The 23042-nt window shown below is 65.8% G+C and carries 21 protein-coding genes; 16 read left to right on the forward strand and 5 right to left on the reverse strand.

Annotation, left to right across the window (positions count from 1 at the left end):
- Nucleotides 1–60 precede the first annotated feature (60 nt).
- The 11 genes from QMF22_RS07430 to QMF22_RS07480 all read left to right on the forward strand — a co-directional run bounded on the left by QMF22_RS07430 (nt 61) and on the right by QMF22_RS07480 (nt 12846).
- The gene (locus tag QMF22_RS07430) at nt 61–1056 is read left to right on the forward strand and encodes an LLM class F420-dependent oxidoreductase (protein WP_283451932.1); all 996 of its coding nucleotides are present in this window, start codon (nt 61–63) and stop codon (nt 1054–1056) included.
- The gene (locus QMF22_RS07435) at nt 1053–1946 is read left to right on the forward strand and encodes an amidohydrolase family protein (RefSeq protein WP_283451934.1); all 894 of its coding nucleotides are present in this window, start codon (nt 1053–1055) and stop codon (nt 1944–1946) included. The genes QMF22_RS07430 and QMF22_RS07435 overlap by 4 nt, the downstream gene beginning before the upstream one ends.
- A gap of 249 nt (nt 1947–2195) precedes the next feature.
- On the forward strand, nt 2196–3596 hold the full coding sequence (locus QMF22_RS07440; RefSeq protein WP_283451937.1) for a DUF6421 family protein: 1401 nt from the start codon (nt 2196–2198) through the stop codon (nt 3594–3596).
- On the forward strand, nt 3596–4258 hold the full coding sequence (locus QMF22_RS07445; protein WP_283451938.1) for an SDR family NAD(P)-dependent oxidoreductase: 663 nt from the start codon (nt 3596–3598) through the stop codon (nt 4256–4258). The genes QMF22_RS07440 and QMF22_RS07445 overlap by 1 nt, the downstream gene beginning before the upstream one ends.
- A 225-nt stretch (nt 4259–4483) precedes the next feature.
- Nucleotides 4484–5890: a hypothetical protein gene (locus QMF22_RS07450; RefSeq protein WP_283451940.1), complete on the forward strand. Its 1407-nt coding sequence runs from the start codon at nt 4484–4486 to the stop codon at nt 5888–5890.
- 69 nt (nt 5891–5959) lie between these two features.
- On the forward strand, nt 5960–7279 hold the full coding sequence (locus QMF22_RS07455) for a sensor histidine kinase (protein ID WP_283451943.1): 1320 nt from the start codon (nt 5960–5962) through the stop codon (nt 7277–7279).
- Complete coding sequence (locus QMF22_RS07460; protein WP_283451945.1) at nt 7276–7974, forward strand: response regulator; 699 nt, start codon at nt 7276–7278, stop codon at nt 7972–7974. Before QMF22_RS07455 ends, QMF22_RS07460 begins: the two co-directional genes overlap by 4 nt.
- 96 nt (nt 7975–8070) lie before the next feature.
- Nucleotides 8071–8955, forward strand: coding sequence for an ABC transporter ATP-binding protein (locus tag QMF22_RS07465; protein WP_283451948.1), 885 nt, complete (start codon nt 8071–8073; stop codon nt 8953–8955).
- Entirely contained in the window at nt 8952–10064 is a 1113-nt protein-coding gene (locus QMF22_RS07470) for an ABC transporter permease (RefSeq protein WP_283451949.1), read from the forward strand. The genes QMF22_RS07465 and QMF22_RS07470 overlap by 4 nt, the downstream gene beginning before the upstream one ends.
- Nucleotides 10065–10081: 17 nt before the next feature.
- Nucleotides 10082–11164: a threonine aldolase family protein gene (locus QMF22_RS07475; protein WP_502846919.1), complete on the forward strand. Its 1083-nt coding sequence runs from the start codon at nt 10082–10084 to the stop codon at nt 11162–11164.
- Complete coding sequence (locus QMF22_RS07480) at nt 11161–12846, forward strand: long-chain-fatty-acid--CoA ligase (RefSeq protein WP_283451954.1); 1686 nt, start codon at nt 11161–11163, stop codon at nt 12844–12846. Before QMF22_RS07475 ends, QMF22_RS07480 begins: the two co-directional genes overlap by 4 nt.
- Nucleotides 12847–12853: 7 nt before the next feature.
- Here the strand turns inward: QMF22_RS07480 and QMF22_RS07485 are convergent, their stop codons facing one another.
- Nucleotides 12854–13522, reverse strand: coding sequence for a hypothetical protein (locus tag QMF22_RS07485; RefSeq protein ID WP_283451956.1), 669 nt, complete (start codon nt 13520–13522; stop codon nt 12854–12856).
- Nucleotides 13523–13648: 126 nt separating this feature from the next.
- Here QMF22_RS07485 and QMF22_RS07490 point away from each other — a divergent pair, with 126 nt between their 5' ends.
- Complete coding sequence (locus tag QMF22_RS07490; RefSeq protein WP_283451958.1) at nt 13649–14254, forward strand: nitroreductase family protein; 606 nt, start codon at nt 13649–13651, stop codon at nt 14252–14254.
- Here the strand turns inward: QMF22_RS07490 and QMF22_RS07495 are convergent.
- Genes QMF22_RS07495 through QMF22_RS07505 form a run of 3 tightly spaced genes read right to left on the reverse strand, consistent with a single transcriptional unit; the run spans nt 14251 to nt 18041 of the window.
- A complete protein-coding gene (locus QMF22_RS07495; RefSeq protein ID WP_283451959.1) occupies nt 14251–14721 on the reverse strand; it encodes a hypothetical protein in 471 nt (156 codons plus the stop codon). The genes QMF22_RS07490 and QMF22_RS07495 overlap by 4 nt on opposite strands.
- A 34-nt stretch (nt 14722–14755) precedes the next feature.
- Nucleotides 14756–15805: a zinc-dependent alcohol dehydrogenase family protein gene (locus tag QMF22_RS07500; RefSeq protein ID WP_283451961.1), complete on the reverse strand. Its 1050-nt coding sequence runs from the start codon at nt 15803–15805 to the stop codon at nt 14756–14758.
- A 55-nt stretch (nt 15806–15860) separates the two neighbouring features.
- A complete protein-coding gene (locus QMF22_RS07505) occupies nt 15861–18041 on the reverse strand; it encodes an ATP-dependent Clp protease ATP-binding subunit (RefSeq protein WP_283451963.1) in 2181 nt (726 codons plus the stop codon).
- A gap of 269 nt (nt 18042–18310) precedes the next feature.
- On the opposite strand from QMF22_RS07505, the gene hisC reads away from it, so the two are divergent.
- From hisC to QMF22_RS07525, 4 genes are all read left to right on the forward strand, one after another.
- On the forward strand, nt 18311–19378 hold the full coding sequence (gene hisC, locus QMF22_RS07510; protein ID WP_283451965.1) for a histidinol-phosphate transaminase: 1068 nt from the start codon (nt 18311–18313) through the stop codon (nt 19376–19378).
- Nucleotides 19379–19461: 83 nt separating this feature from the next.
- Nucleotides 19462–20457 (forward strand): ABC transporter substrate-binding protein, encoded by a 996-nt coding sequence (locus tag QMF22_RS07515; RefSeq protein WP_283451968.1) that lies wholly within the window; start codon nt 19462–19464, stop codon nt 20455–20457.
- A 30-nt stretch (nt 20458–20487) separates the two neighbouring features.
- Nucleotides 20488–21387 carry an ABC transporter permease gene (locus QMF22_RS07520; RefSeq protein ID WP_283451970.1) on the forward strand — a complete coding sequence of 300 codons (900 nt, stop codon included), beginning with the start codon at nt 20488–20490 and terminating at the stop codon, nt 21385–21387.
- 7 nt (nt 21388–21394) lie between these two features.
- Nucleotides 21395–22186, forward strand: coding sequence for an ABC transporter ATP-binding protein (locus tag QMF22_RS07525; protein ID WP_283451972.1), 792 nt, complete (start codon nt 21395–21397; stop codon nt 22184–22186).
- 93 nt (nt 22187–22279) lie between these two features.
- Here QMF22_RS07525 and QMF22_RS07530 read toward each other — a convergent pair whose 3' ends face one another.
- Nucleotides 22280–23041 carry an alpha/beta fold hydrolase gene (locus tag QMF22_RS07530; protein WP_283451975.1) on the reverse strand — a complete coding sequence of 254 codons (762 nt, stop codon included), beginning with the start codon at nt 23039–23041 and terminating at the stop codon, nt 22280–22282.
- Nucleotide 23042 lies beyond the last annotated feature (1 nt).

The following is a 23042-nucleotide window of genomic DNA, read 5'->3' on the forward strand; positions in this document are numbered from 1 at the left end:
CACCACTGGCTAAATCGTATCGTTTCACATCAGGCCAGCAGGCCCGTCTAGGCTGAATCCATGCGATTTGGACTCTTTGTACCCCAGGGCTGGCGACACGATCTGGTCGGAATCGAACCGGCGGCGCAGTGGGCCACCATGAGCGGCCTGGCCGCGCACGCTGATGCCGGCGCCTGGGAGTCGATCTGGGTGTACGACCACTTTCACACCGTTCCGGTGCCGAGCGAGCAGGCCACGCACGAGGCCTGGTCGCTCATCTCCGCTTTCGCTGCGACCACGAAACGGGTGCGCCTCGGGCAGATGTGCACCTGTATGAGCTACCGCAACCCCGGCTACCTAGCGAAAGTCGCCGCGACGGCCGACATCATCTCGGGCGGACGCATCGAGATGGGCATTGGTGCCGGCTGGTACGAGCATGAGTGGCGCGCCTACGGCTACGGGTTTCCCGGCCCCGGCGAGCGTCTCGCTCGGCTCGACGAGGGTGTGCAGATTATGAAGCAGGCCTGGACGACGGGCACGGCGACCCTCGACGGTGTGCATTATCAAATGGATGGCGCCATCTTTCGGCCCCTTCCGTTGCAAGCCGGTGGTCTTCCCATTTGGATCGCCGGCGGCGGCGAAAAAGTCACCCTGCGAATCGCCGCACAGTACGCCGATTACACCAACTTCGACGGCTCACCGAACGGTTTCTCGCACAAGAGCGCGCTCCTGGCCGAGCACTGCGTGGACCAGGGAACCGACTTCGGGCGCATCGTGCGCTCGGCTAACTACAACACCGTGATCGGCGCAACCGAAGCCGAAGTTGCCGAACGGCTGGACGCGATCGAGGCCCGGGTTGCCCCGTACCTCGGTGCCGAGGGAGCCGAGAAGTTCGTGGCGGAGTATCGAAGCGGGAAGGCCCAGGGCGTTGGCACACCGGAACAGGTCATCGAGCGACTGACTGCCATGAAGAAGCGCGGCCTCGGCTATGCGATCCACTATTTTCCCGAGGCAGCCTACGACCGCTCCGGCATCGAACTGTTCGAGCGCGAGGTCATGCCCGCCCTGCAGCAATGATGCTCACCGACAACGAGATACCGGCGTGGTGGCGAGGCCTCGGCCTGCCCGGGCTGGTTGACCTGCACACCCATTTTCTGCCCGAGCGGATGCTGCGGCGCGTCTGGGCGCACTTCGACGAGATCGAACCGCTGATCGGCCGGGAATGGCCGATCCAATACCGCGACGACCAGGAGTCACGGCTGGCGACGATGCGTCGGCTGGGCGTGCGGCGCTTCACCGCACTGTCCTACGCGCATCGCCCTGGGATGGCGGCGTCCCTGACCGATTTCTCGCTCGAGCTGGCGGCGGAGCACGCTGATTGCGTGCCGAGCGCCACGTTCTACCCGGAGGACGGCGTGCTCGAGCAGGTGCAGTCCGCCCTCGATCGCGGCGCTCGGGTGTTCAAGATTCACGCGCAGATCGGGGGATTCGACCTGCGCGAGCCCCGGCTCGACCCGGTCTGGGGCCTGCTCGCCGATGCCGGCATTCCGGTCGTGATCCACGTCGGCAGCGGGCCGGTCTCCCGCGCGGGATTCACCGGGCCGGACAAGCTCGCGGGAGTTTTGGCGCGGCATCCGCTGTTGACGGCCGTCGTCGCCCATCTCGGTGCCCCGGAATACGGCGAGTTTCTCGATCTCGCCGAACGCTACCCGTGGGTGCACCTCGACACCACCATGGTGTTCACCGATTTCTTCGAGCAGCTCGCACCGTTCGACCCGGCCCTGCTGCCGCGGTTGGCCGACCTGCCCGACCGGGTGGTGCTCGGCAGCGACTTTCCCAACATTCCGTATCCCTATGCGCACCAGCTCGAGTCCCTCGAACGCCTTCGCGATCGGGAATCGCGGCTCGACGACGACTGGCTGCGCGCCGTCTGCTGGTACAACGGTCTGCGGCTGATCGGCGAATAGCGGTACCCATCAATCGGCGACGGGGGAGTCGAGAACCGCTCAGACCGGATGCCCCGCCCGCCACTCCGGTAAGAAGTGCGCGAGCGAGGCCAATGCGGCGATTCTCAGCGCGAAAACCCGGCCAGGCACGTTATTCGTTGCGAGAAATCGCAAGAAAACGCCGCGCGGCGCCCGATACTCTGAGGGAACGCCTTTTTTCGGCGCGCACGCCCGCCGCGACCGCGGCACTCACTCGAATCGGAGGTTCCCATGTCGATATCTGTTGAAAAAACACACGTAGCTAACGCTCTGGTCGGAGAGCCCGAGGTTCTCGAAGACGAACTCGCGCAGCACCCGTCCTGGCTGAGCCTCAAGGCAGCAGCGACGGCACTGCAGGGTGTGCAGTCTCAGAACGGGTCGATCACCGACGTCGAGCGGCACGCGGATGCTGACATCTCCGTTTCGCGCATCACCGCCGCGATCACCGACCTCGCGCCGCATTTTGCGCACGACGCCGCGTATCTGGCAGCCCTCGTCGTAGACTTCGACCGCTGGGCGTCGGACGGATTCGGCGTGCCCGACTTCTACGACTCGCTGCTGGCCTTTCAACCACAGCAGCACCGCGTGAACGGGCTGCGCCACCTCGTGGTGTTCCCGATGTACACGCAAAACGGCAGCACCAACCGCCTGGTCGAAGCCGTACTGATCGAGGTCATCTGGCCGGAATTCGTCGGCGAACTCGAGGCCGGGTACACGAACAAGCTGTTCGTACCGATTCGTTTTCTCGACTTCACCCCTGGCTATGACACCAACTCGGCCGTGCTGTTTCCCGAGACTGTCGCGATGCGCGAGATCCCGACGTTCACCTGGGGTGCGATCTTCGCCGACCGCGAAGCCGCCCGTTTTCGCCGGGTCGTGCGAGCGGCCGCCGAAATCACGCGGCTTGAGCTGCCGAAGGATGCGGCACTGCTGCTGGAAGATCAGCAACTGACCGAAGAGACCTTCGTCATGTGGGACCTCATTCACGACCGCACCCACATGCGCGGCGACCTGCCGTTCGATCCGTTCATGATCAAGCAGCGCATGCCGTTCTTCCTCTACTCACTGGAGGAGTTGCGCTGCGACCTGACCGCTTTTCGGGAGTCGGTCACGATCTCACAAAGCGAACTGGCCAGCCCCGAGGCCCGTCGGCACGCGAAACTGGTGCAGTACGCGGTCATCTTCGACCGCATCTTTCGGTTCGCGATCACCGGCAACCGGGTGCGCAACTACGACGGCCTCGGCGGTCAGCTGCTGTTCGCCTGGATGCACCAGCACGGTGTTCTGCACTGGACCGACACCCGGCTCACCTTCGATTGGGAAGCGGTTCCCGAGGTGGTCATCGCGCTCGGCGCGCAGATCGACGAGCTGTACTGGGCGTCGATCGACCGGCCGAAGAAGGCGCACTGGCTCGCGGCCTACGAGATGATCTCGAAGACTCTCACGCCCAACCCGGCGTCGACCTGGGCCCGCGGGCTGCCGCTCGACGTGCTGGCCGGCGCACCCAAGGGCTACACCGACCAGGTTCTCGACGACGAATTCCCGCTGTCGATGTTCTTCGAAGCGCTCGAGAAGAAGATGCGCACGGTCATCGAATCCACGGCCGGCATCACCGCCAGCGCGGTCGACTGATGAGCGCCAGTCCGGCCGTTGCCGGCCGCACCGTGCTGATCGCCGGCGCGACCAGCACGGCCGGGCTGGCAGTGGCGTCATCGCTAGCGGATGCCGGTGCTCGCGTCATCGCCGTCGGCTCCAATCTCGCACGCCTCCAGTCCGTGCTGGCCGTCGCTCCGAATGCCGCCCTGCACGAGTGCGATCTGACCAATTTTTCCGCGGTAACCGAGGTGGCCGCAGCGGTCGGCCCTATCGACGGGCTGATCCATCTCGTCGGCGGTTGGCGCGGCGGCGGCGGGCTCGCTGGCCAGACCGACCAGGACTGGGATTTTCTGCACTCTCACGTGGTGACCACGCTGCGCAATACCACCCGGGCCTTCAACGCCGACCTGCTGGCCTCGTCGGCCGGGCGGCTCGCCATTGTCTCGAGCGTCTCGGTCGACCGGCCTCTCGCCGGCGGCGCGAACTATGCGGCCGCGAAGTCCGCGGCCGAAACCTGGGTCCGTGCGGTCGGTCAAGGATTTGCGAAAGCCGGCGACAGCGCCGCGGCCGTGATTTTCGTCGTACGTTCGCTGGACGGGCTCGAAACCGAGCTGGCTACCCGCGTGAGCGGCCTGTGGGATGAGGCGGCGGCATCCGTCAATAACAGTCGGGTTCTGCTCGCGCCTCCCGAAACCTGACACTTACTCGCGGCGCGGGTACGTTTCCACCCCCAGTTTGGCCGGAATCCGTTTTGGGTCGGAACTTTTCCTTAGGGTGAGTCCGGGGCTCTCGCATCACCACAGCTTTCTGTGGCCAGAATTTGAACCAGCGGACAGGCAGACACCCCAGCCGACGGTCGATTTTCTCGACCGGCGGTTCCTCCACCAGTGTGATCCACACGTCCAGCTTCAAGATTGGCCCCAATGACTTCCGCACGTGTACGTTTTCGAAATCGCGGCTCCGCCGTCGCCCTAGCAGTCGCGGCCGTACTCGCATTCGGCACCCTGCTCGCCGCGCCGGCCCAGGCCCTCGCACTCGACGATCGCCCCACACACGCCACGGATGTCATCGTCGGTGACATGCTCACTGCCGATGTGGATCTGACCGCCTGGGATAACAACCCGGACCTCACTTATGTTTGGGTCCGTATTCCAGCCGACTGGTCTGACGGCGTCCCCATCGAGGGCGCTACCGAAAAGACTTACAAGGTAACTACAGCAGATATCGGCTCGTACGTTCGTGTCGGCGTCTCTGACAACACGCATACGTCGTGGAGCAACGCCACCGACCAGATCTGGCTCGACCGCACCAATGCTCAGGCTGGCCCGGTCACCATCGCGGGGAACGCCGCGATTGGAGAAACCCTGACCGTCGACGAGGGAACCTGGGCCGACGGCACCGTGTTCACTTATCAGTGGGTAGTGTCCGTAGACGGGACTTGGACCGCCATTCCGGGAGCGACCTCGGATTCATTCGTGGTGACCGATGACCTTCTCGGTCAGCGAATTTCGCTCGCAGTGACCGGAACTTTTCCGGGCTCAGTTCGCACGTTTTACAGCACCAACGGGACTTCTGCCGTTACATTGCCGCTCCTGACCGCCGGTACCGTCACGATCTCGGGCTCACCGGTTGTCGGCAGCGTGCTGACCGCGACAGCCGGAAACGATTGGCCCGAGGGAGCAACGCTCGCGTACTCCTGGGGTTATAGCGCTGGCCAGTCCGGCGGCGAGATCGACGGCGCGACTGGTGCGACCTACACGATCACCGATTCCATGGCGGGCATGCAGATCGCCAGTCTAGTTACCGCCACCCGCGAGGGGTTCCAGCCGGCATTCGCCAGCGCTTTCACCGACACGGTCACCGCCGCTCAGGCACCCGCCGCCGCCGCCCCGGTCGCCACCTCGTCCGAGCTGGCCGCCTTCCTGACCGGGGCTGGCGTCGTAACCGGCACGGCGGCATCCGCTGGCCTGCCGGCCGACGGCCTCGACGTGACCAAGTCGTACACGGCCACCGTGGACTGGGCCGCCGCCGACGGCTTTGTTGACGTCTACGCCTACTCCACGCCGACACTCGTCGGCACGTTCCCCGTCGTCAACGGCAAGGTGCAGGCCGTTCTGAGTCCCGCCATGCTGGCGCTGCTCGCCTCGGGCTCACACACCCTGGTCTTCACCGGCCAGTCCTCGGGTGCCGTGCAGGCCGTCGCGTTCAGCATCAGCAAAACCCTCGCCGCCACCGGCGTCGATCCCATCGTGCCGCTCGGCTCCGCCGCGCTGCTGCTTCTGCTCGGTGCCGCGCTCGTCATCGCGCGTCGCCGCCGCACGCTCGCGTAACGCAGCAACAATGTGAAGGGGCGTGGCCAACGGGCCGCGCCCCTTTTGCGTGCACGCTAGCGTGTAGTCATGAGCACCCCCGACTCCCACCTCAGCGACGAGTGGCGGAGGCCCACCCCCAGCGGGCCGAGCCTGCGCAATGACCTATGGGTCGGTCTGGTCCTGGCCGCCGCGACCGCCCTGAGTGTGTCTCTCACCCGCACCTCCGGCGTCTTCAGCGACTCCCCGGTCTGGCTCGTGGTGCTCTGGGTCGCACTCATCACCCTGCCGCTCGCGCTGCGTCGCCGCTGGCCCGAAATCGTGGCCCTCACGGCCTCCGTGGTCTTCGCCTCCGGCGCCATGCTCGAAGCCAGCGACCTGCTCTTCTCCAATATCTGCTTGTATATCGCCCTTTACTCGGTCGGGGCTTGGAGCCGCCACCGCGTCGCCGCCAAGTGGGTTCGAATCGCGATCGTGGCCGGCATGTTCATCTGGCTGTTCGCGCAACTGATCGTGCAGGCCAACCAGCTGACCATGATGCCCGACCTCTCCCGCGACGGCTTCTTCTCCCCCTACGCGGCGTTCGGTGTGTTGCAGGTCTTGATCAACCTGGTCTATTTCGGTGCGGCCTGGTACTTCGGGGAATCCGCCTGGAAGTCCGCGCGCAACGGGGCCGCCCTGAAGGACAGCACCGCCGAGCTCGTAGCCGAACGCGAGCGCACGGCCGCGCAGGCCCTCACCCTGGAACGGGTGCGCATCGCCCGCGAGCTGCACGACGTCGTCGCCCACCATGTCTCGGTCATGGGTGTGCAGGCCGGCGCGGCCCGCCGCATTCTCTCGAGTGACCCCGAGCAGGCGGCCGACGCGCTCACCATCATCGAGCAAAGCGCGCGCAGCGCCGTCGACGAGCTGCACACCATGCTCGGAGCCCTGCGTGGCGACGATGCCCCCGGCATCGAACAGACGAGCCAGAGCAGCAGCACCCGCGGCATCGCCCAACTCGGCGAGCTCGCCGACGAATCCCGCACCGCCGGCGTCCCCGTGCGCCTCTCGATCGTGGGCGAGGAACGCACGATTCCCGCCACGATCGGCTTGAGCATCTATCGCATCGCGCAGGAAGCCCTGACCAACACGCGCAAACACGCCGGCCCCGGCGTCAGCACCGACCTGCGCCTGCGCTACGAAGCGGATGCCGTCGAGCTCGAGATCACCGACGACGGCGTCGGTCCACGGCGACAATTCGCTGCGGCAGCTGCCAGTGGCACGAGCGCCGTGACCACCGGGCTCGGCCAGCGGGGCATGCGCGAACGGGTCGCTGCCGTCGGCGGCGAACTGCACCTCGGCGGACGACCGCGCGGCGGCTATCTCGTACGCGCGCGGTTTCCACTCATGAAACGAGAGACCGTATGAGTGAGCCGGCCGGTGTCCGCGTGCTACTCGTCGACGACCAGGCGCTCGTGCGCGCCGGGTTCCGCATCATTTTGCAGTCCGAGCCGGGTCTTCATGTCGTCGGCGAGGCCGCCGACGGCGCGGCCGCACTCGTTATGGCTCGAACGCTTCAGCCCGACGTCATCTGCATGGACGTGCAGATGCCCGGCGTCGACGGCCTCGCCGCCACCCAGTCCATCGTCGACGACCCGTCGATCCACGCCGCGGTGCTCATGCTCACGACCTTCGACCGCGAGGACTACCTCTTTGCAGCGCTGCAACACGGCGCGAGCGGCTTCATCCTGAAGAACTCCACGCCCGAAGCGCTGATCGAGGCCGTTCAGGTACTCGCCCGCGGCGATGCCCTGCTGGCACCCGATGTGACCCGGCGCGTGATTGAGCGGTGCGTGAACCCGGGCGGGGCATCCGTTTCACCGCTTGCCGCGGTGCCGAGCGAGCTCCAGGAGTTGACTGAGCGCGAGACCGAGGTGTTCGCGCTGCTGGCCCAGGGCCTGGCCAACGCCGAAATCGCCGCGCAGCTCTACCTCGGCGAGGCCACCGTGAAATCGCACGTCTCCAAGGTGCTGATGAAGCTGGGACTACGCGACCGCATCCAGGCCGTCGTCTACGCCTACGAGCACCGCGTGATCGTGCCCGGCGGCGCGCTCGAGACCTAGCTCCACCGTGCGGCGGAGACCGGTTCACCCGCCAGACGGATGCGCCGGCTAACAGCCCCGCGCTACCGTGAAGGCACACGCAATGAAAGGGCGGGCATGCTCGACATCAGGGGAGTCACCAGGAGCTACGGCACGAGAGAGGTGCTCAGCGACGTGAGCTTCACTGTCGGGGACGGCCGCATGACCGGTTTCGTCGGCGCCAACGGTGCCGGCAAGACCACGACGATGCGCATCATTCTCGGCGTGCTCTCGCCGGATACGGGCACCGTTCTCATCGACGGCGTGCCGGTCACCGCGAGCGACCGCCGCCGGTTCGGGTACATGCCCGAAGAGCGCGGCCTCTACCCGAAGATGAAGGTCGCCGAGCAGCTGGTGTACCTGGCGCGCCTGCACGGGCTGGTGCCGGCATCCGCTCGCCGCAATACTGCCGATCTGCTCGAGCGTCTCGGACTCACCGAACGCGCCGGCGACACCGTCGAGTCGCTCTCCCTCGGCAACCAGCAACGCGCCCAGATCGCCGCCGCACTCGTGCACGATCCCGAGTTTCTCGTGCTCGATGAGCCGTTCTCCGGCCTCGACCCCCTCGCGGTGGAGGTGGTGATGAGCGTGCTCGCCAGCTACGCCGCACGCGGCGCGCCCGTGCTGTTCTCCTCGCACCAGCTCGACATCGTCGAACGGCTCTGCGACGACCTCGTCATCATCGCCGACGGCGAGATTCGTGCCAATGGCTCGCGCGAAGCCCTGCGCGAGCAGCACAGCAGCCCCCGCTTCGAAATCCGAACGCAAGGCGACACGGGTTGGATCCGCTCGCAGCCGGGCATCACCGTGATCGACTTCGACGGGGATTTCGCCGTCTTCGAAGCCGAAACGGATGCCGCCAGCCAGGCCGTCCTGCAGCACGCGATCACGCTCGGCGCGGTACACAGCTTCAGTCAGCAGAGGCCCACCCTCGCCACCATTTTCAAGGAGGTCATCGCATGAGCAATCTCTCACGTCCGGTGCACACCGCGCCCACCTTCGCCCGGAGCGTCTGGCTGGTCTCCAACCGGGAGATCACAGCGCGCCTCCGCAGCAAGTCCTTTCTCATCGCGACCGGAATTCTGCTGCTCATCTCCGTGGCGTCGGTCGTCGTCGGCAGTCTTCTCAGCCAGAACACGAGCCTGACCAAGGTCGCGGTGGTCGGCACGGCCATCAGCGTCGTCGAACAGACCGCGGCCTTCGACATCGTCGAATCCGACACGGTCAAGGAGGCCGAAGCGCTCGTGCGCGACGGCACGGTCGACGCGGCCGTCGTGCCGTCCGGTAGTGCCGATTCGCTGCTCGGAATCACCGTGATCGGCCTCGACTCAGCGCCGAGCGACGTTCTCGGCACGCTCAGCGTGAGCCCCGACGTGGAGATTCTCGAACCGGCCTCGCAAGACGGGTTTCTCGCCTACCTCGTTGCCATTGGCTTCGGCATCATCTTTCTCATGTCGGCGACCACCTTCGGCGCCACGATTGCCCAGAGTGTCGTCGAAGAGAAGCAGACCCGCATCGTCGAGATTCTCATGTCGACCATCTCGGTGCGGGCCCTGCTCGCCGGCAAGGTACTCGGCAACAGCCTCATGGCCTTCGGGCAGATCGTGGCCATCGGACTATTGGTCTCCGTGGGCTTGGCGGTGACCGGGCAGCGGGTACTGCTGGCCGATGTGGGCCCGGCCATCGTCTGGTTCGCCGTGTTCTTCGCCTTCGGATTCGTACTGCTCGCCTCGCTCTACGCGGCTACGGCCTCGATGGTGTCGCGGCAGGAAGACGTTGGCTCGGCGACCTCGCCGGTGCTGTTCCTCGTGATGGTCCCCTATTTTCTGGTGATCTTCTTCAACGACAACCCGCTCGTGCTGGCGATCATGTCGTACGTTCCGTTCTCGGCTCCGGTCGGGATGCCGGTACGCATCTTCCTGGGCCAGGCCGAATGGTGGGAGCCCGCGCTCTCGCTGATCGTGCTGGTCCTCTCAACGATGGTCGTCATCCTGATCGGGTCGCGCATCTATTCCAACGCGCTGCTGCGGATGGGCGCCCGCGTCTCCCTGCGCGACGCCCTGCACAAGTAGGGCGGACAGCCAGCCGAATGCGGGAGGATGGAGGAGTGACCCAACTCCATGATCTGTCCTCCCGCGGTTTCGCCTCCGACAACTACTCCGGAATTCATCCGGAGATTCTGGAGGCGATGAGCCAGGCCAACGGCGCCCACCAGATCGCCTACGGCGAAGACGTCTACACGGCCCGGCTGCAGGAAGTCTTCGTGGCACAGTTCGGCGCGGGCGTCGAAGCTTTTCCGGTGTTCAACGGCACCGGCGCCAACGTCACCGGGCTGCAGTCGATGCTGCCGCGCTGGGGCGCCGTGATCTGCTCGGCCACGGCACACATCCACAACGACGAGGGCGGAGCCCCCGAACACGTCGGCGGGTTCAAACTGCTGCCGGTGGTCACCCCCGACGGCAAGCTCACCCCCGAACTCATCGACCAGGAAGCCTGGGGCTGGGGCGACGAGCACCGCGCCCAGCCGCTCGTCGTGGCCATCACGCAGACCACCGAGCTCGGCACCGCGTACACGGTCGATGAGGTGCGCGCCATCGCCGATCACGCCCATTCCAAGGGCATGACGCTGCACATGGACGGTGCGCGCATCTCCAACGCCGCCGCGAGCCTCGGGGTTCCGCTTCGGGCATTCACCCGCGACGCCGGTGTCGACGTGCTCAGCTTTGGCGGCACGAAGAACGGCATGATGCTGGGTGAGTGCATCGTGGTGCTGAACCCGGCGGCATCCACTGGTTTGAAGTTTCTGCGCAAGTCGAACATGCAGCTCTCCAGCAAGATGCGATTCGTCTCGGCGCAGCTCATCGCGCTGCTCGACGGCGACCTGTGGTTGCGAAACGCCTCCCACTCCAACGCGATGGCAGCCCGACTGCGCGGCGCTCTCGAAAACGCGCTCAACGACGGCACCATCAACGGCCTGGCCTTCAGCCAGGCCACCCAGGCCAACGCCATCTTCGCCACCCTGCCGGCCGGCGTCGCCGACCGGCTGCGCGAGTCGTTCCGTTTCTACGACTGGGACGCGTCGAAGAACGAGGTGCGCTGGATGTGCGGCTTCGACACCACAGAAGACGACATCGACCAGTTCGTCGCCGCGATCACCCGGGAACTGTCGTGACCTTCAAGGACCAGCCCTGGCTCTCCTCGTATGCGCCGGGCGTTCCCGGCACGATCGAGGAGACCACCGAAAGCCTCACCGACATGATGGAGACCTCGGCGGAGCGGTTCGCACCGTGCGTCGCCCTGGACTTCTTCGGCGCCGCCACCACCTACGCCGAGCTCGGCGAGCAGATCTCCCGGGCCGCCAACGGCCTGCGCAAACTCGGCGTGAGCCCCGGCGACCGCGTGGCCTTGGTGCTGCCGAACTGCCCGCAGCACGTCGTCGCCTTCTATGCTGTGCTGCGTCTCAGCGCCATAGTGGTCGAGCACAATCCGCTCTACACCGACCGCGAGCTGCGCCACCAGTTCGAAGACCACGGTGCGAAGGTCGCGATCGTCTGGGACAAGGTCTACGAGTCGGTGCGCAGTTTTCCGGGTGATATGGGGGTAGCGGATGTCGTCACCATCGACCTCACCCGCGCGATGCCGTTCTCCAAACGGCTGGCCCTCACACTGCCGATCAAGAAGGCCCGGGATGCCCGGGACTCCCTCACCGCCGGACCAGGAAAGGGCGCGATCAGCTGGGAGTCGATCGTGGGCGCCCGCAAGCTGCACCCCTCGCACCAGCGCCCGCTGCTGACCGACACCGCCGTGCTGCAGTACACGAGCGGCACAACCGGCACCCCGAAGGGTGCCATTTTGAGCCACTACAACCTGCGTGCCAACGCCGCGCAGGGTTCCGCCTGGGTGGCGGGCCTCCGTCCCGGCGATGAAACGGTCTACGGTGTTCTACCCATGTTCCACGCCTATGGCCTCACCCTGTGCCTCACCTTCGCGATGAGCATCGGCGCCCGGCTCGTGCTGTTTCCGAAGTTCGATGAGAAGCTCGTGCTGGACGCCGCCAAGCATGCGCCGCCCACGTTCTTGCCGGCGGTGCCGCCGATCTACGACCGCCTGGTCACGGCCGCAGCGAAGAAGAAGGTGAGCCTGACGGGCATCCGCTTTGCGATTTCTGGCGCGATGAACTTGCCGGTGTCGATCGTTGAGCGCTGGGAGAAGGCGACCGGCGGACTGCTGGTCGAGGGCTACGGCATGACCGAGGCGTCGCCGATCGTGGCCGGCAATCCGATCGGCCCGAGCCGTCGCCCCGGAACGGTGGGCGTGCCGTTTCCCAGCACCGATATTCGCGTCGTCGATCCCGACGACCCCACAGTTGAGCGCGGCTTCGAAGAAGAGGGCGAGCTGCTCGTTCACGGCCCGCAGGTCTTCTCGGGCTATTGGGACCGGCCCACCGAGAGCGCCCAGGCGCTGCTGCCCGGCGGCTGGCTGCGCACCGGTGACATCGTTCGGGTTTCCGCGGATGGTTTCATCACGGTCGTGGACCGCATGAAGGAGCTCATCATCACCGGTGGTTTCAACGTGTCGCCGTCCGAGGTGGAGGAAGCCCTGCTCTCGCATCCCGATATCAACGACGCGGCCGTGGTCGGCCTGCCGAGCGCGAACGGCGGCGAAGACGTGGTGGCCGTCGTCGTACTCACGCCCGGCACCGAACTCGATGTCGCAGCGGTGCGGGAGTACTGCCGCACCCGGCTGTCGGCCTACAAGGTGCCGCGTCGCATCGTGGAGGTCGACGACCTGCCGCGCAGCCTGCTCGGCAAGGTGCTGCGCCGCGAAGTGCGCAACCGCCTGCAGGGTAAATAGCCGGCGGCTAGCCGTGATTGGGGCAGTAGGACCGTAGTTGTTTTTGGTACAGAGTTTGCGGAAGAAAGTCCTGCATCTCACCCATGGTCGGCGCCGGCGCCGGCTGCCCACACACGAGCATGGTGGCGATCAGGCCATTCGTGGTTGTCGTGAGCAGGCCGGAGCCCACCTCGCTGCCGGAGCAGCTCAGGTCGAAGGCAACCTGAATCTGATTGGTTTGAAAACCCATGATGGTTGTCCCCACGAGTGGAACAGACGGTTTCGCCGCCTCGAAGTCAACCTGCGGATGCCCCGGGTCCGTCGTCTCCGTCTGCCCGGTGCGTTCAAACTCCGCCAGCAGAAAATCCATCCACTCGGGCGTGAAATAGTCGCGGGATAGCAGATCGTCGCTGACAAGGCTCGAGAAATAGACGAGCTCCGTGTCGATGGCGGTCTCAGTGCCATCGGCGGCGACGGTGAGCTCCCGGTGCCCAAGCAGGGCCGGCTCCGCTTCCTGCATCGGGTGCCAGGTCAGCTGTGCATCCGCTTGGCTGCAGGCGACCGGTTCCGGGCTCGAAACGGATGCCGTCGGCGTCACGTCCGCAGGAAAAAAGGCGCTGCAGCCCGACAGCGCGGCCACGATCGTGCCCGCCGTGGCCAGTACTCCGACGGAACGAGCGCTGGCGTGTTTCTTCACGGTCCCACCTCGGCTTATCGTCACATCACGTAATGACACCCTAGTTGGAATAGTGCGCAGTCTGCAGCGTTATAGCCAGTGGGTCAGCGTAGCCCCGCCTACATTCCTCGATCAAAGGATTCGCCCATGACCCTCATCGTTGACCCCACCCAGGTAAACGCCACCCGTCGCGCCGACACCCAGTCGCCGCTCATCGAGATTCTGGCCGAGCGCTGGAGCCCCCGTGCCTACGACAAGAGCGCCGTCATCGACGAGGCCACCCTCACGACCGTGCTCGAGGCCGCACGCTGGGCGCCCTCAGGCAACAACGGGCAGCCGGCCCGCTTCATTGTGGCCCGCCGCGGTTCGGCCAGTTTCGTCAAGATCACCGACGCGCTGATGGGGTTCAACAAGGCGTGGGCCGATTCGGCATCCGTTTTGATCGTCAATGTGGCGCAGCTGCCGGCGGAGGGCGAACGCCAGAACCCCTGGGCGCGCTACGACCTCGGCCAGTCCGTGGCTCATTTGTCGATCCAGGCCCAGCACGAGGGACTGCACACGCACCAGATGGGCGGATTCGACGGCGCGGCCATTGCCGCAGCCTTCAACCTCACCCCCGAGCAGGACGTCGTGACGGTCACCGCCCTCGGCGTACTCGGCGACGCTGCCACGCTCGCCCCCGAGCTGCACGAGCGCGAGATCGCCCCCCGCACCCGCAAGCCCCTCACCGAGCTGCTGCTCGCCGACGACTAGCTCGCAGCGCGTGGCCCACGGAGTAACAGCGTCGGAATCAACGAACCGACGATGATCACGGCCGTGAGCCACGCGAGGTGTACGTCGATTGGGAACGGCCAATACATGGTCACTCCCACGCCGGCAAGGGTGACAATGAGTGCCCCCAGAGCCGGCCCCCATACTTTCTGCCATGCCACCACCAGGGCCGCGGCGGGAAGCCAGTAGGCGACTTGGCTGCCCGCGCCCATGCCCCGAACCATGTCGGCCGGTGCCAGAAGAAACGACACGGCGTCGACCCAGGGCCCGAAGAACATAGCGGTGCAGTGAAAAACCAGTGCAAGCCCGCTGGCGAACCCCACCACAGCCCATGGCCATCCCACACGCACCGAACGCTTTCGCAGCAGAGGGCGCCCCACCACGAGCCGCAGAATCGCGGAGGCGATGGCGAATGCCAGTAGCCCTCCCCAGAGGAACGGTTGATTCACAATTGTCCCTCCAGAGTGGGCCAGATGGGGGGGGTTAGGGGCGCAGGAGCACCTTGATGGCCCGGCGCTCGTCCATGGCAGCGTAGGCCTCGGTCACCTCAGCCAGCGGAAGCTGCAGGTCGAAGACCCGACCGGGGTTGATCTCGCCCGAGAGCACCTCGGGCAGCAGCTCCTCGACATAGCTGCGCACGGATGCGACACCACCGTTCACGCCGACGTTGGTGCCGAACAGGGTGCGGATCGGCAACTCGGCGCCGCCGTTGGGAACGCCGACGTAGCCGACCATTCCGCCCGGGCGAGCCGAACGGATGGCCTGGTCCATGGATTCCTGCGTTCCGACGCACTCAAGCACGTAGTCCGCGCCGATACCGTCGAACAGGGCCTTGACGGCGGCAACGCCCTCATCACCCCGGGCTTCGATAATGTCGGTCGCGCCGAATTCGCGGGCCACGGCCTGGCGGTCGGCGTGGCGGGACATCGCCACGATGCGGGTCGCACCGAGGCGCTTGCTGGCGAGGATAGCGCATAGCCCGACGGCACCATCACCGACGACGACCACTGTGCTGCCCGGCTCCACGCCGGCCGAGACGGCCGCGTGGTGCCCGGTGCCCATCACGTCGGCGAGGGTGAGCAGGCTCGGAACAAGGTCATCGCTCGGAACCGTGGGCGTGGCCACGAGCGAGCCGTCGGCGTGGGGAACGCGCACGCGCTCGCCCTGAGCGCCGTCGGCGAATCCACCGAGCTGGTCATCCGCTCCCCACCAGCCGCCATTAAGGCAGGAGGTGCTCACGCCGTTCTGGCAGTTGACGCAGGTGCCATCGCAGTCATAGAAGGGTGCGATGACGAAATCGCCGACCTTGACGGTCGACACGTCGGAGCCGATGGCTTCAACGATGCCGACAAATTCGTGGCCGATGCGGTGCGGTTCCTTGGTGGGCGTGACGCCGCGGTAGGGCCACAGGTCCGACCCGCAGACGCAGGCCGCGACCACCCGAACGATGGCATCGCCACCGGTCGAGAGTACGGGTTCGGGAACTTCTTCAAGGCGAACATCCCGTTCGCCATAAATCACAGTTGCGAGCATGATTTAAGCCTAACCCGCGACTCTGGACATCTCCCTCTGCACGCTAGAGCCGCTGCTAGAGCAAGTCCTCCTCGAGGGGCATCTCCGGCAGCGCGGGAGCGGATGCGACGGTGAGGGCGTCGCCGTCTTCGGCGAGCGCCACCAGCACCGTGTCGCCGTCCCGAATGTCACCGGCGAGCAGGGCCCGCGCAAGGCGGTCGTCGATCTCCCTCTGCATCAGCCGCCGCAAGGGGCGAGCGCCGTAGATCGGGTCGTAACCACGCTCGGCCAGCCAGCGGCGGGCATCCGGTGTCACGGCCAATTCGAGGCGGCGCTCGGCGAGGCGCTTTTGCAACCGGTCGACGTCGAGTTCGACGATCTCACCGAGCTCGTGGGTGGTGAGGGAGGAGAACACCACAATGTCGTCGAGTCGGTTGACGAACTCGGGCTTGAAAGCCTGCCGCACCAGACCCTGCACGGCCTCCTCCTTCTGCTCCACCGACAGGGTCGGATCGACCAGAAACTGCGAACCGAGGTTCGAGGTGAGCACGAGGATGGTGTTGCGAAAGTCCACGGTGCGGCCCTGGCCATCGGTGAGGCGGCCGTCATCGAGCACCTGCAGTAGCACGTCGAACACCTCGGGGTGTGCCTTCTCCACCTCGTCGAACAGAATCACCGAGTAGGGGCGACGCCGCACGGCCTCGGTGAGCTGGCCGCCCTGCTCGTAGCCGACATAACCCGGAGGCGCTCCGACCAGGCGTGACACCGAGAACTTCTCGCCGTACTCGCTCATGTCGATGCGCACCATGGCTTTTTCATCGTCGAACAGAAACTCGGCGAGCGCCTTGGCCAGCTCGGTTTTGCCGACACCGGTCGGGCCGAGGAACAGGAACGATCCGGTCGGCCGGTCGGGGTCGGAGATGCCGGCCCGCGAACGCCGCACCGCATCGGCGACGGCGCGCACGGCGCGCTTCTGGCCGATCAGGCGGTGGCCGAGCTCATTTTCAAGGTTGAGCAGCTTGTCGGTTTCACCCTGCAGCAGTCGGCCGACCGGAATTCCGGTCCAGGCGGCGACCACTGCGGCGATGTCCTCGCTCGTGACCTGGTCGTTGACCATGCGGGGTCCGACGGATTCTTCCTTCTCTGCGTCGGCGAGCGCGCGTTCCATCACCGGAATGTCGCCGTAGAGCAGCCGGGAGGCCTTTTCGAGGTTGCCCTCACGCTGGGCCCGGTCGGATTCGATGCGTGCGGTGTCGAGCCGCTCACGCAGCCCACCCATTCGGTTGAGCGAGGCCCGCTCACTGTCCCAGCGCGCCTGAAGTTCTTTAAGACTGGCCTGGCGTTCGGTCAGATCATCGCGCAGCTTGACCAGCCTCGCCTTCGAGGCGTCGTCCTTCTCCTTCTTCAAGGCGAGCTCTTCGAGCTTGAGCCGATCGACGCTGCGCCGCAGCTCGTCGATCTCCACCGGCGAGGAGTCGATCTCCATGCGCAGCCGGCTCGCGGCCTCGTCGATGAGGTCGATGGCCTTGTCGGGCAGCTGGCGTGCGGTGATGTACCGATTCGAGAGGGATGCTGCGGCCACGAGGGCAGAATCCGCGATCGTCACCTTGTGGTGGGCTTCGTAGCGTTCTTTGAGCCCGCGCAGGATGGCGACGGTGTCTTCCACCGACGGTTCGTCGACGAGCACCGGCTGGAAGCGGCGCTCCAGTGCGGCATCCTTCTCGATGAATTCGCGGTACTCGTTGAGTGTGGTGGCGCCGATCAGGCGCAGCTCGCCGCGGGCCAGCATGGGCTTGAGCATGTTGCTCGCCGCGACGGAGCCTTCGCCGCCGCCGGCACCCATGAGCGTGTGCAGTTCGTCGACGAAGGTGATGATCTGCCCGTCGGCGTCGTTGATCTCCTTGAGCACGGCCTTGAGCCGCTCTTCGAACTCACCGCGGTACTTAGCGCCGGCCACGAGGGCGGCCAGGTCGAGGGAGACCAGTTGCTTTCCTTTGAGCGAGTCGGCCACATCACCGGCCACGATGCGTTGGGCCAGCCCTTCGACCACGGCGGTCTTGCCGACGCCGGGTTCCCCGATGAGCACCGGGTTGTTCTTGGTGCGTCGGGTGAGCACCTGGCTGATCCGGCGAATCTCCGCGTCGCGCCCGATCACCGGATCGAGCTTGCCACTGCGGGCGATATCGGTGAGGTTCACCCCGTACAGTTCGAGGGCCGTCTTGGCGTCTTTCTGCGGTGGTTGCTGACCGGCTTGCATGAGCTGTCTCCTCTAAAGTTGAGCCTTGCTGACTCAAATTTAGCCCCAGACTGCCAGCAGCCGAAATAGGGCATCGAATATTCGAGAACTAAGCAACTTGTCTGGCAAATACGGCTCGACACCAGTCAAATAGAGCAGTTTGTGTCGTGCAGGCTGGTCGAATTGTCAAACTTCTGCCCGTTCACTACGCTCTGAATCAACCCGTCATTGCCGACGTCCTACTCGACGCGCATGTCTGGCCCGCCCGTCACGAGTGAGGTTGAGAGATTATGGTGCAGCAACGCGAAGCCATCAGCAGGCTGCCCGCCTACAAGCAGGGGGCCGCGGCCGGCGATTCGGGAGCCTTCAAGCTGTCGTCGAACGAGAACCCGTTTGCGCCGCTGGCCTCGGTGACCGAGGCCATCGCATCCGCTCTCGGCGAGATTCACCTGTACCCGAGCATGGCCGTGACCGAGGTCACCGACCGCATCGCGGCGCGGTTCGACGTGGCCGCCGAGAACGTGGCCTTCGGGGCCGGGTCCGTGGAGGTGTTGTCACAGATCATCCACGCGAGCGCCGGAGCCGGCGACGAGGTCATCTTCGCCTGGCGTTCCTTCGAGGCCTACCCGATTCTGGTGCAGGTTGCCGGGGCGACGCCCGTCGCGGTCGCGCTCACTGCCGATGAGCGCCACGACCTCGATGCCATGGCCGACGCCATCACGAGCCAGACCCGGCTCATTCTCGTCTGCAACCCCAACAATCCCACCGGCGCCTTCGTCACCGCCGACGAACTCCACGCGTTTCTGGCGCGGGTGCCCGAAAATGTGCTCGTCGTCGTCGACGAGGCGTACGTGCACTTCAACCGCGACGCGTCGTCTGCTGTCGGCATCGACTTCTTTCGCCGCTACCCCAACGTGGCCGTGCTGCACACCTTCTCCAAGGCCTACGGCCTGGCCGGTCTGCGCATCGGCTACGCGATCGCGCCGACCGCCGTCGCGGCCAATCTGCGCCGCGTTGCCCTGCCGTTCGGGGTCACCGCCCTCGCCCAGCGAGCAGCCCTCGCCTCCCTCGACGCCGAGGCTGAGCTGGCCCTGCACATCGACGAGATCGTCGCCGAACGCACCCGGGTGCTGGCAGCGCTTCGGGCGAGCGGATGGCGCGTCATCGACTCGCAGGGAAACTTCGTTTGGTTGCGCACCGGCGACGACACCGACCGGGTGAACACGGTGTTCAGTGCCCAAGGCATCCTGGCCCGTGCTTTTGGCGGCGAGGGCCTGCGCGTCACGATCGGCACGGCAGTGCAGAACGATCGTTTCCTGGTCGCGGCTGCTGCTGCTCTCACTCCCGCCGCCCGTTAGCCCCTTTCAACGTTCGGCCGCGGATATTCGCGCGCGCCGCACCCGCATGTTCGCAATCAGAATTCAAAGGAGAATTTCCCAGCATGAAGCACACGAAATCGCTAACAGCCCTCGCCCTGGTCGCCGCGGGCGCCCTCGCACTGAGCGGCTGCGCGGCCAGCGAGCCGAAAGCATCCGCTTCGGATGACATGATCACGATCGGAATCAGCCAGATCGTGCAGCACCAGGCGCTCGACGACGCCCGTGAAGGCTTCAAGAAAGCGTTCGCTGACGCCGGTTACGTCGAGGGCACCGACATAAAGTTCGACGAGCAGAACGCACAGGGCGAGCAAGCCACCGCGAGCACCATCGCCGCCAAGTTCGCCGCCGACAGGGTAGACCTCGTGCTCGCCATCGCCACGCCCACCGCGCAGGCCGCCGCGCAGACCATCATCGACATTCCCGTGCTGTTCACCGCGGTGACCGAGCCGGAAGAGGCCGGACTGGTCGAGAGCTGGGAGAAGCCGGGCAGCAACATCACCGGCACCAGTGACCTTAACCCAGTGAAGGAACAGCTCGAACTGATCCAGGAGATTCTGCCGGGCGCGAAGTCGGTCGGCGTGATCTATAGCTCGGGCGAGGTCAACTCCGACGTGCAGGTCGAGCTTGCCAAGGAGGCTGCCACGGACCTCGGCTTGACCATCAAGGAGGCCACCGTGACGAACTCGAGCGAGGTCGCCCAGGCGACCGTGTCGCTCGGCGACGTGGATGCCATCTACATCCCCACCGACAACCGCGTCACCGAGGGGCTCGAAGCTGTCATCCAGTACTCGGAGGCCAACCAGATTCCGCTGTTCGGTGCTGAAAACGGCCAGGTCGAGCGTGGCGCCATCGCCACCTACGGCATCAACTACACCGACCTCGGCTACCAGACCGGCCAGATGGCCATCCGCATCCTCGAAGACGGCGAAGACCCCGCCGACATGCCGGTCGAGACCCTCGACACGATCGAATTCATCCTCAACCCGGCCGCCGCGAAGCGCATGGGCGTGACCCTCTCCGAGGAGCTCATCGCCAAGGCCGACAAAATCATCGACTAGCCGCCGCTCCTCTACCGAAGGAATAACCAGATGAATGCGGCTCTCGAACTCGGCCTGCTCTACGGAATCATGGCGTTGGGCGTCTACCTGACGTTTCGAATCCTCAATTTTCCCGACCTCACCGTCGATGGAAGCTTCACGACCGGGGCCGCAGTAGCCGCGTCGCTCATCATCAACGGCGTGCCGGCTCCCCTCGCCACCCTCGCCGGAGCGGCGTCGGGGGCGGTCGCCGGACTAGTCACCGGCGTGCTCTACACCAAGGGCCGCATCGACGGCCTCCTCGCCGGCATCCTCACGATGATTGCGCTGTGGTCGATCAACCTGCGCATCATGGGCAAGTCCAACCTGCCCCTGTTGCGGGAGGACACCCTCATGACGCCGCTGCGTGACGCCGGTCTGCTCGGCGGGGTGTGGAGCATCTTGCTCTTTGCCGTCGCCGCTCTCGTCATCAAGTTCGCGATCGACTGGTTCCTCAGCACCGACCTCGGTTTGTCGATTCAGGCGACCGGCAACAACGAACAGATGATCCGCAGCCTGGGTGTCAACACGCACCGCACGACGATTCTCACGCTTGCGATCTCAAATGGACTCGTCGGCCTATGCGGCGCGCTCATCGCGCAGTACCAGGGTTTCGCCGACGTCAGCATGGGTATCGGCCTCATTCTCGTCGGGCTCGCCTCGGTCATCGTCGGCCAGGCCGTGTTCGGGCGTCGCACCATCTTTATCGCTTCGCTGGCCGTCATCGGCGGCGCCGTCATCTATCGCCTGGTGATCTTCTTCGCCCTCGGCGCTGGCCTCAACCCGAACGACATGAAGCTCATCTCGGCGCTGCTCGTCGTCGCCGCGCTGCTCCTGCCTCGCTGGGGCTTTCTGAAGCGCATCCCCTCGCTGCGCCAGATGCGTTCCGCCGCCGCCGTCAAAGCCAACTAGGAGTCTCATGCTGCTCATCGAGAACATCACCAAGACCTTCTTTCCCGGCACGGTCAACGAACGCGTCGCGCTGAACGACGTGTCGCTGCAGCTGAACACCGGCGACTTCGTCACCGTCATCGGCAGCAACGGCGCCGGCAAATCCACCCTGCTCAACATGATCAGCGGCAAGCTGCCGATCGATTCCGGCGACCTGTCGATCGACGGCAGTTCCGTTAAGCGGATGCCCGACTACGCACGCGCCGCCTACGTCGGCCGCGTCTTCCAGGACCCGATGGCCGGAACAGCGCCCGACCTGAGCATCGAGCAGAACCTCGCCCTCGCGCTGCGCCGCGGCCAGCGCCGCGGACTGCCCTGGGGCGTCACCCACAAGCGCCGTGCGTTCTTTCGCGAGGAGTTGCTGTCCCTCGAACTCGGCCTCGAAAACCGGCTCAAGGCCCGGGTCGGGCTGCTCTCCGGCGGTCAGCGCCAGGCGCTGTCACTGCTCATGGCGAGCTTCACCCAGCCGCGCATTCTGCTGCTCGACGAGCACACGGCCGCGCTCGACCCACAGCGGGCCGAACTGGTCACGACGCTCACCGAGAGCATCGTCGAGAAGCACCACCTGACCACCCTCATGGTCACGCACAACATGGAACAGGCGCTGCGCCTCGGCAACCGGCTCATCATGATGCACGAGGGCCAGATCATTCTCGACGTCGATGCCGAGCGCAAAGCCACCATGACCGTGCCCGACCTGCTCGCCGAGTTCGCCAAGATCAAGGGCGCATCCCTCGACGACCGGGCGTTGCTCGGGTAGCGGTCGACTGTCAGGAGCGCCGACCCGGCACTGCGTTAGAGCGCGGGCAGGGTCGGCGCTTGCGCGGTCCGGCGGCTTGTACGATTCAGCTGCTCAGCGGGCGAGAAACTCGATCGCGGCCTGTTTGAAAGCTCGGGAACTGACCGCGTTCACGTGGGTGCGGGCGGGCAGCCAGAGCACCTCAGAGTCGGCGGCGAGCGCCGCGAGCTCAGCCGTGCCGGTCGCGAGCACGTCGCGGTCGCCCGTGACAAACAGCAGAGGTCGGGGCGGAACGGCTGCGCCCGGCTCGAACCGTTCCGCCTTGATCGCCGCGACCAGCCGCAAGAGGGCCGGAGTGTTCGCACCCGGCGCGAGCTGCATCAGGGCCATCAGCGAGGCGGTCGACTCGTGCGCGATCTCCTCGGAGTCGGATAAAAATATTCGAGCCGCATCGAGATCGAAGTCGGCCAGGGGGTCCTCGGCGCTCATGCCGCCGAGGACCGCGCGATTGACCAGGTCGGGTCGCTCGGCGGCGAGCTCCCAGACCAGGCGCGACCCGAGCGAGTAGCCGACCAGATCGACGCCGGATGCTGGATCGTCGGCCTCGCGTGGCCCCACACCGGCCATGGCGAGCACCTCAAGAATGGCGGCGCGCAGGCGGCTGGGGGCGTAGGCATCCGTTTCGAGCGGTGCGGAGCTCTCGCCGTGACCGAGCAGGTCGATGGTGAGCACCTGGCGGCCGGCATTGCTGAGGTCGCGCAGCCAGCCGGTCGCCTCCCAGTTGAGGGCGGTCGACGAGGCGAAGCCGTGCACGAGCAGCACCGGGGCCAGGCCGGCGTCAACCTCGGGTTCGTGCTGCTGCCAGCTGGTGAGCACC

Source organism: Cryobacterium sp. PH31-L1, from assembly GCF_030063145.1.
Classification (GTDB): domain Bacteria; phylum Actinomycetota; class Actinomycetes; order Actinomycetales; family Microbacteriaceae; genus Cryobacterium.

Coding starts and splice junctions, on each gene's coding strand:
- QMF22_RS07505 (WP_283451963.1), bottom strand. CDS start 18,041: ATGCAAGCCGGTCAGCAACCACCGCAGAAAGACGCCAAGACGGCCCTC.
- QMF22_RS07430 (WP_283451932.1), top strand. CDS start 61: ATGCGATTTGGACTCTTTGTACCCCAGGGCTGGCGACACGATCTGGTC.
- QMF22_RS07525 (WP_283451972.1), top strand. CDS start 21,395: ATGCTGCTCATCGAGAACATCACCAAGACCTTCTTTCCCGGCACGGTC.
- hisC (WP_283451965.1), top strand. CDS start 18,311: ATGGTGCAGCAACGCGAAGCCATCAGCAGGCTGCCCGCCTACAAGCAG.
- QMF22_RS07515 (WP_283451968.1), top strand. CDS start 19,462: ATGAAGCACACGAAATCGCTAACAGCCCTCGCCCTGGTCGCCGCGGGC.
- QMF22_RS07435 (WP_283451934.1), top strand. CDS start 1,053: ATGATGCTCACCGACAACGAGATACCGGCGTGGTGGCGAGGCCTCGGC.
- QMF22_RS07500 (WP_283451961.1), bottom strand. CDS start 15,805: ATGCTCGCAACTGTGATTTATGGCGAACGGGATGTTCGCCTTGAAGAA.
- QMF22_RS07445 (WP_283451938.1), top strand. CDS start 3,596: ATGAGCGCCAGTCCGGCCGTTGCCGGCCGCACCGTGCTGATCGCCGGC.
- QMF22_RS07455 (WP_283451943.1), top strand. CDS start 5,960: ATGAGCACCCCCGACTCCCACCTCAGCGACGAGTGGCGGAGGCCCACC.
- QMF22_RS07465 (WP_283451948.1), top strand. CDS start 8,071: ATGCTCGACATCAGGGGAGTCACCAGGAGCTACGGCACGAGAGAGGTG.
- QMF22_RS07490 (WP_283451958.1), top strand. CDS start 13,649: ATGACCCTCATCGTTGACCCCACCCAGGTAAACGCCACCCGTCGCGCC.
- QMF22_RS07450 (WP_283451940.1), top strand. CDS start 4,484: ATGACTTCCGCACGTGTACGTTTTCGAAATCGCGGCTCCGCCGTCGCC.
- QMF22_RS07460 (WP_283451945.1), top strand. CDS start 7,276: ATGAGTGAGCCGGCCGGTGTCCGCGTGCTACTCGTCGACGACCAGGCG.
- QMF22_RS07440 (WP_283451937.1), top strand. CDS start 2,196: ATGTCGATATCTGTTGAAAAAACACACGTAGCTAACGCTCTGGTCGGA.
- QMF22_RS07520 (WP_283451970.1), top strand. CDS start 20,488: ATGAATGCGGCTCTCGAACTCGGCCTGCTCTACGGAATCATGGCGTTG.
- QMF22_RS07470 (WP_283451949.1), top strand. CDS start 8,952: ATGAGCAATCTCTCACGTCCGGTGCACACCGCGCCCACCTTCGCCCGG.
- QMF22_RS07475 (WP_502846919.1), top strand. CDS start 10,082: ATGCGGGAGGATGGAGGAGTGACCCAACTCCATGATCTGTCCTCCCGC.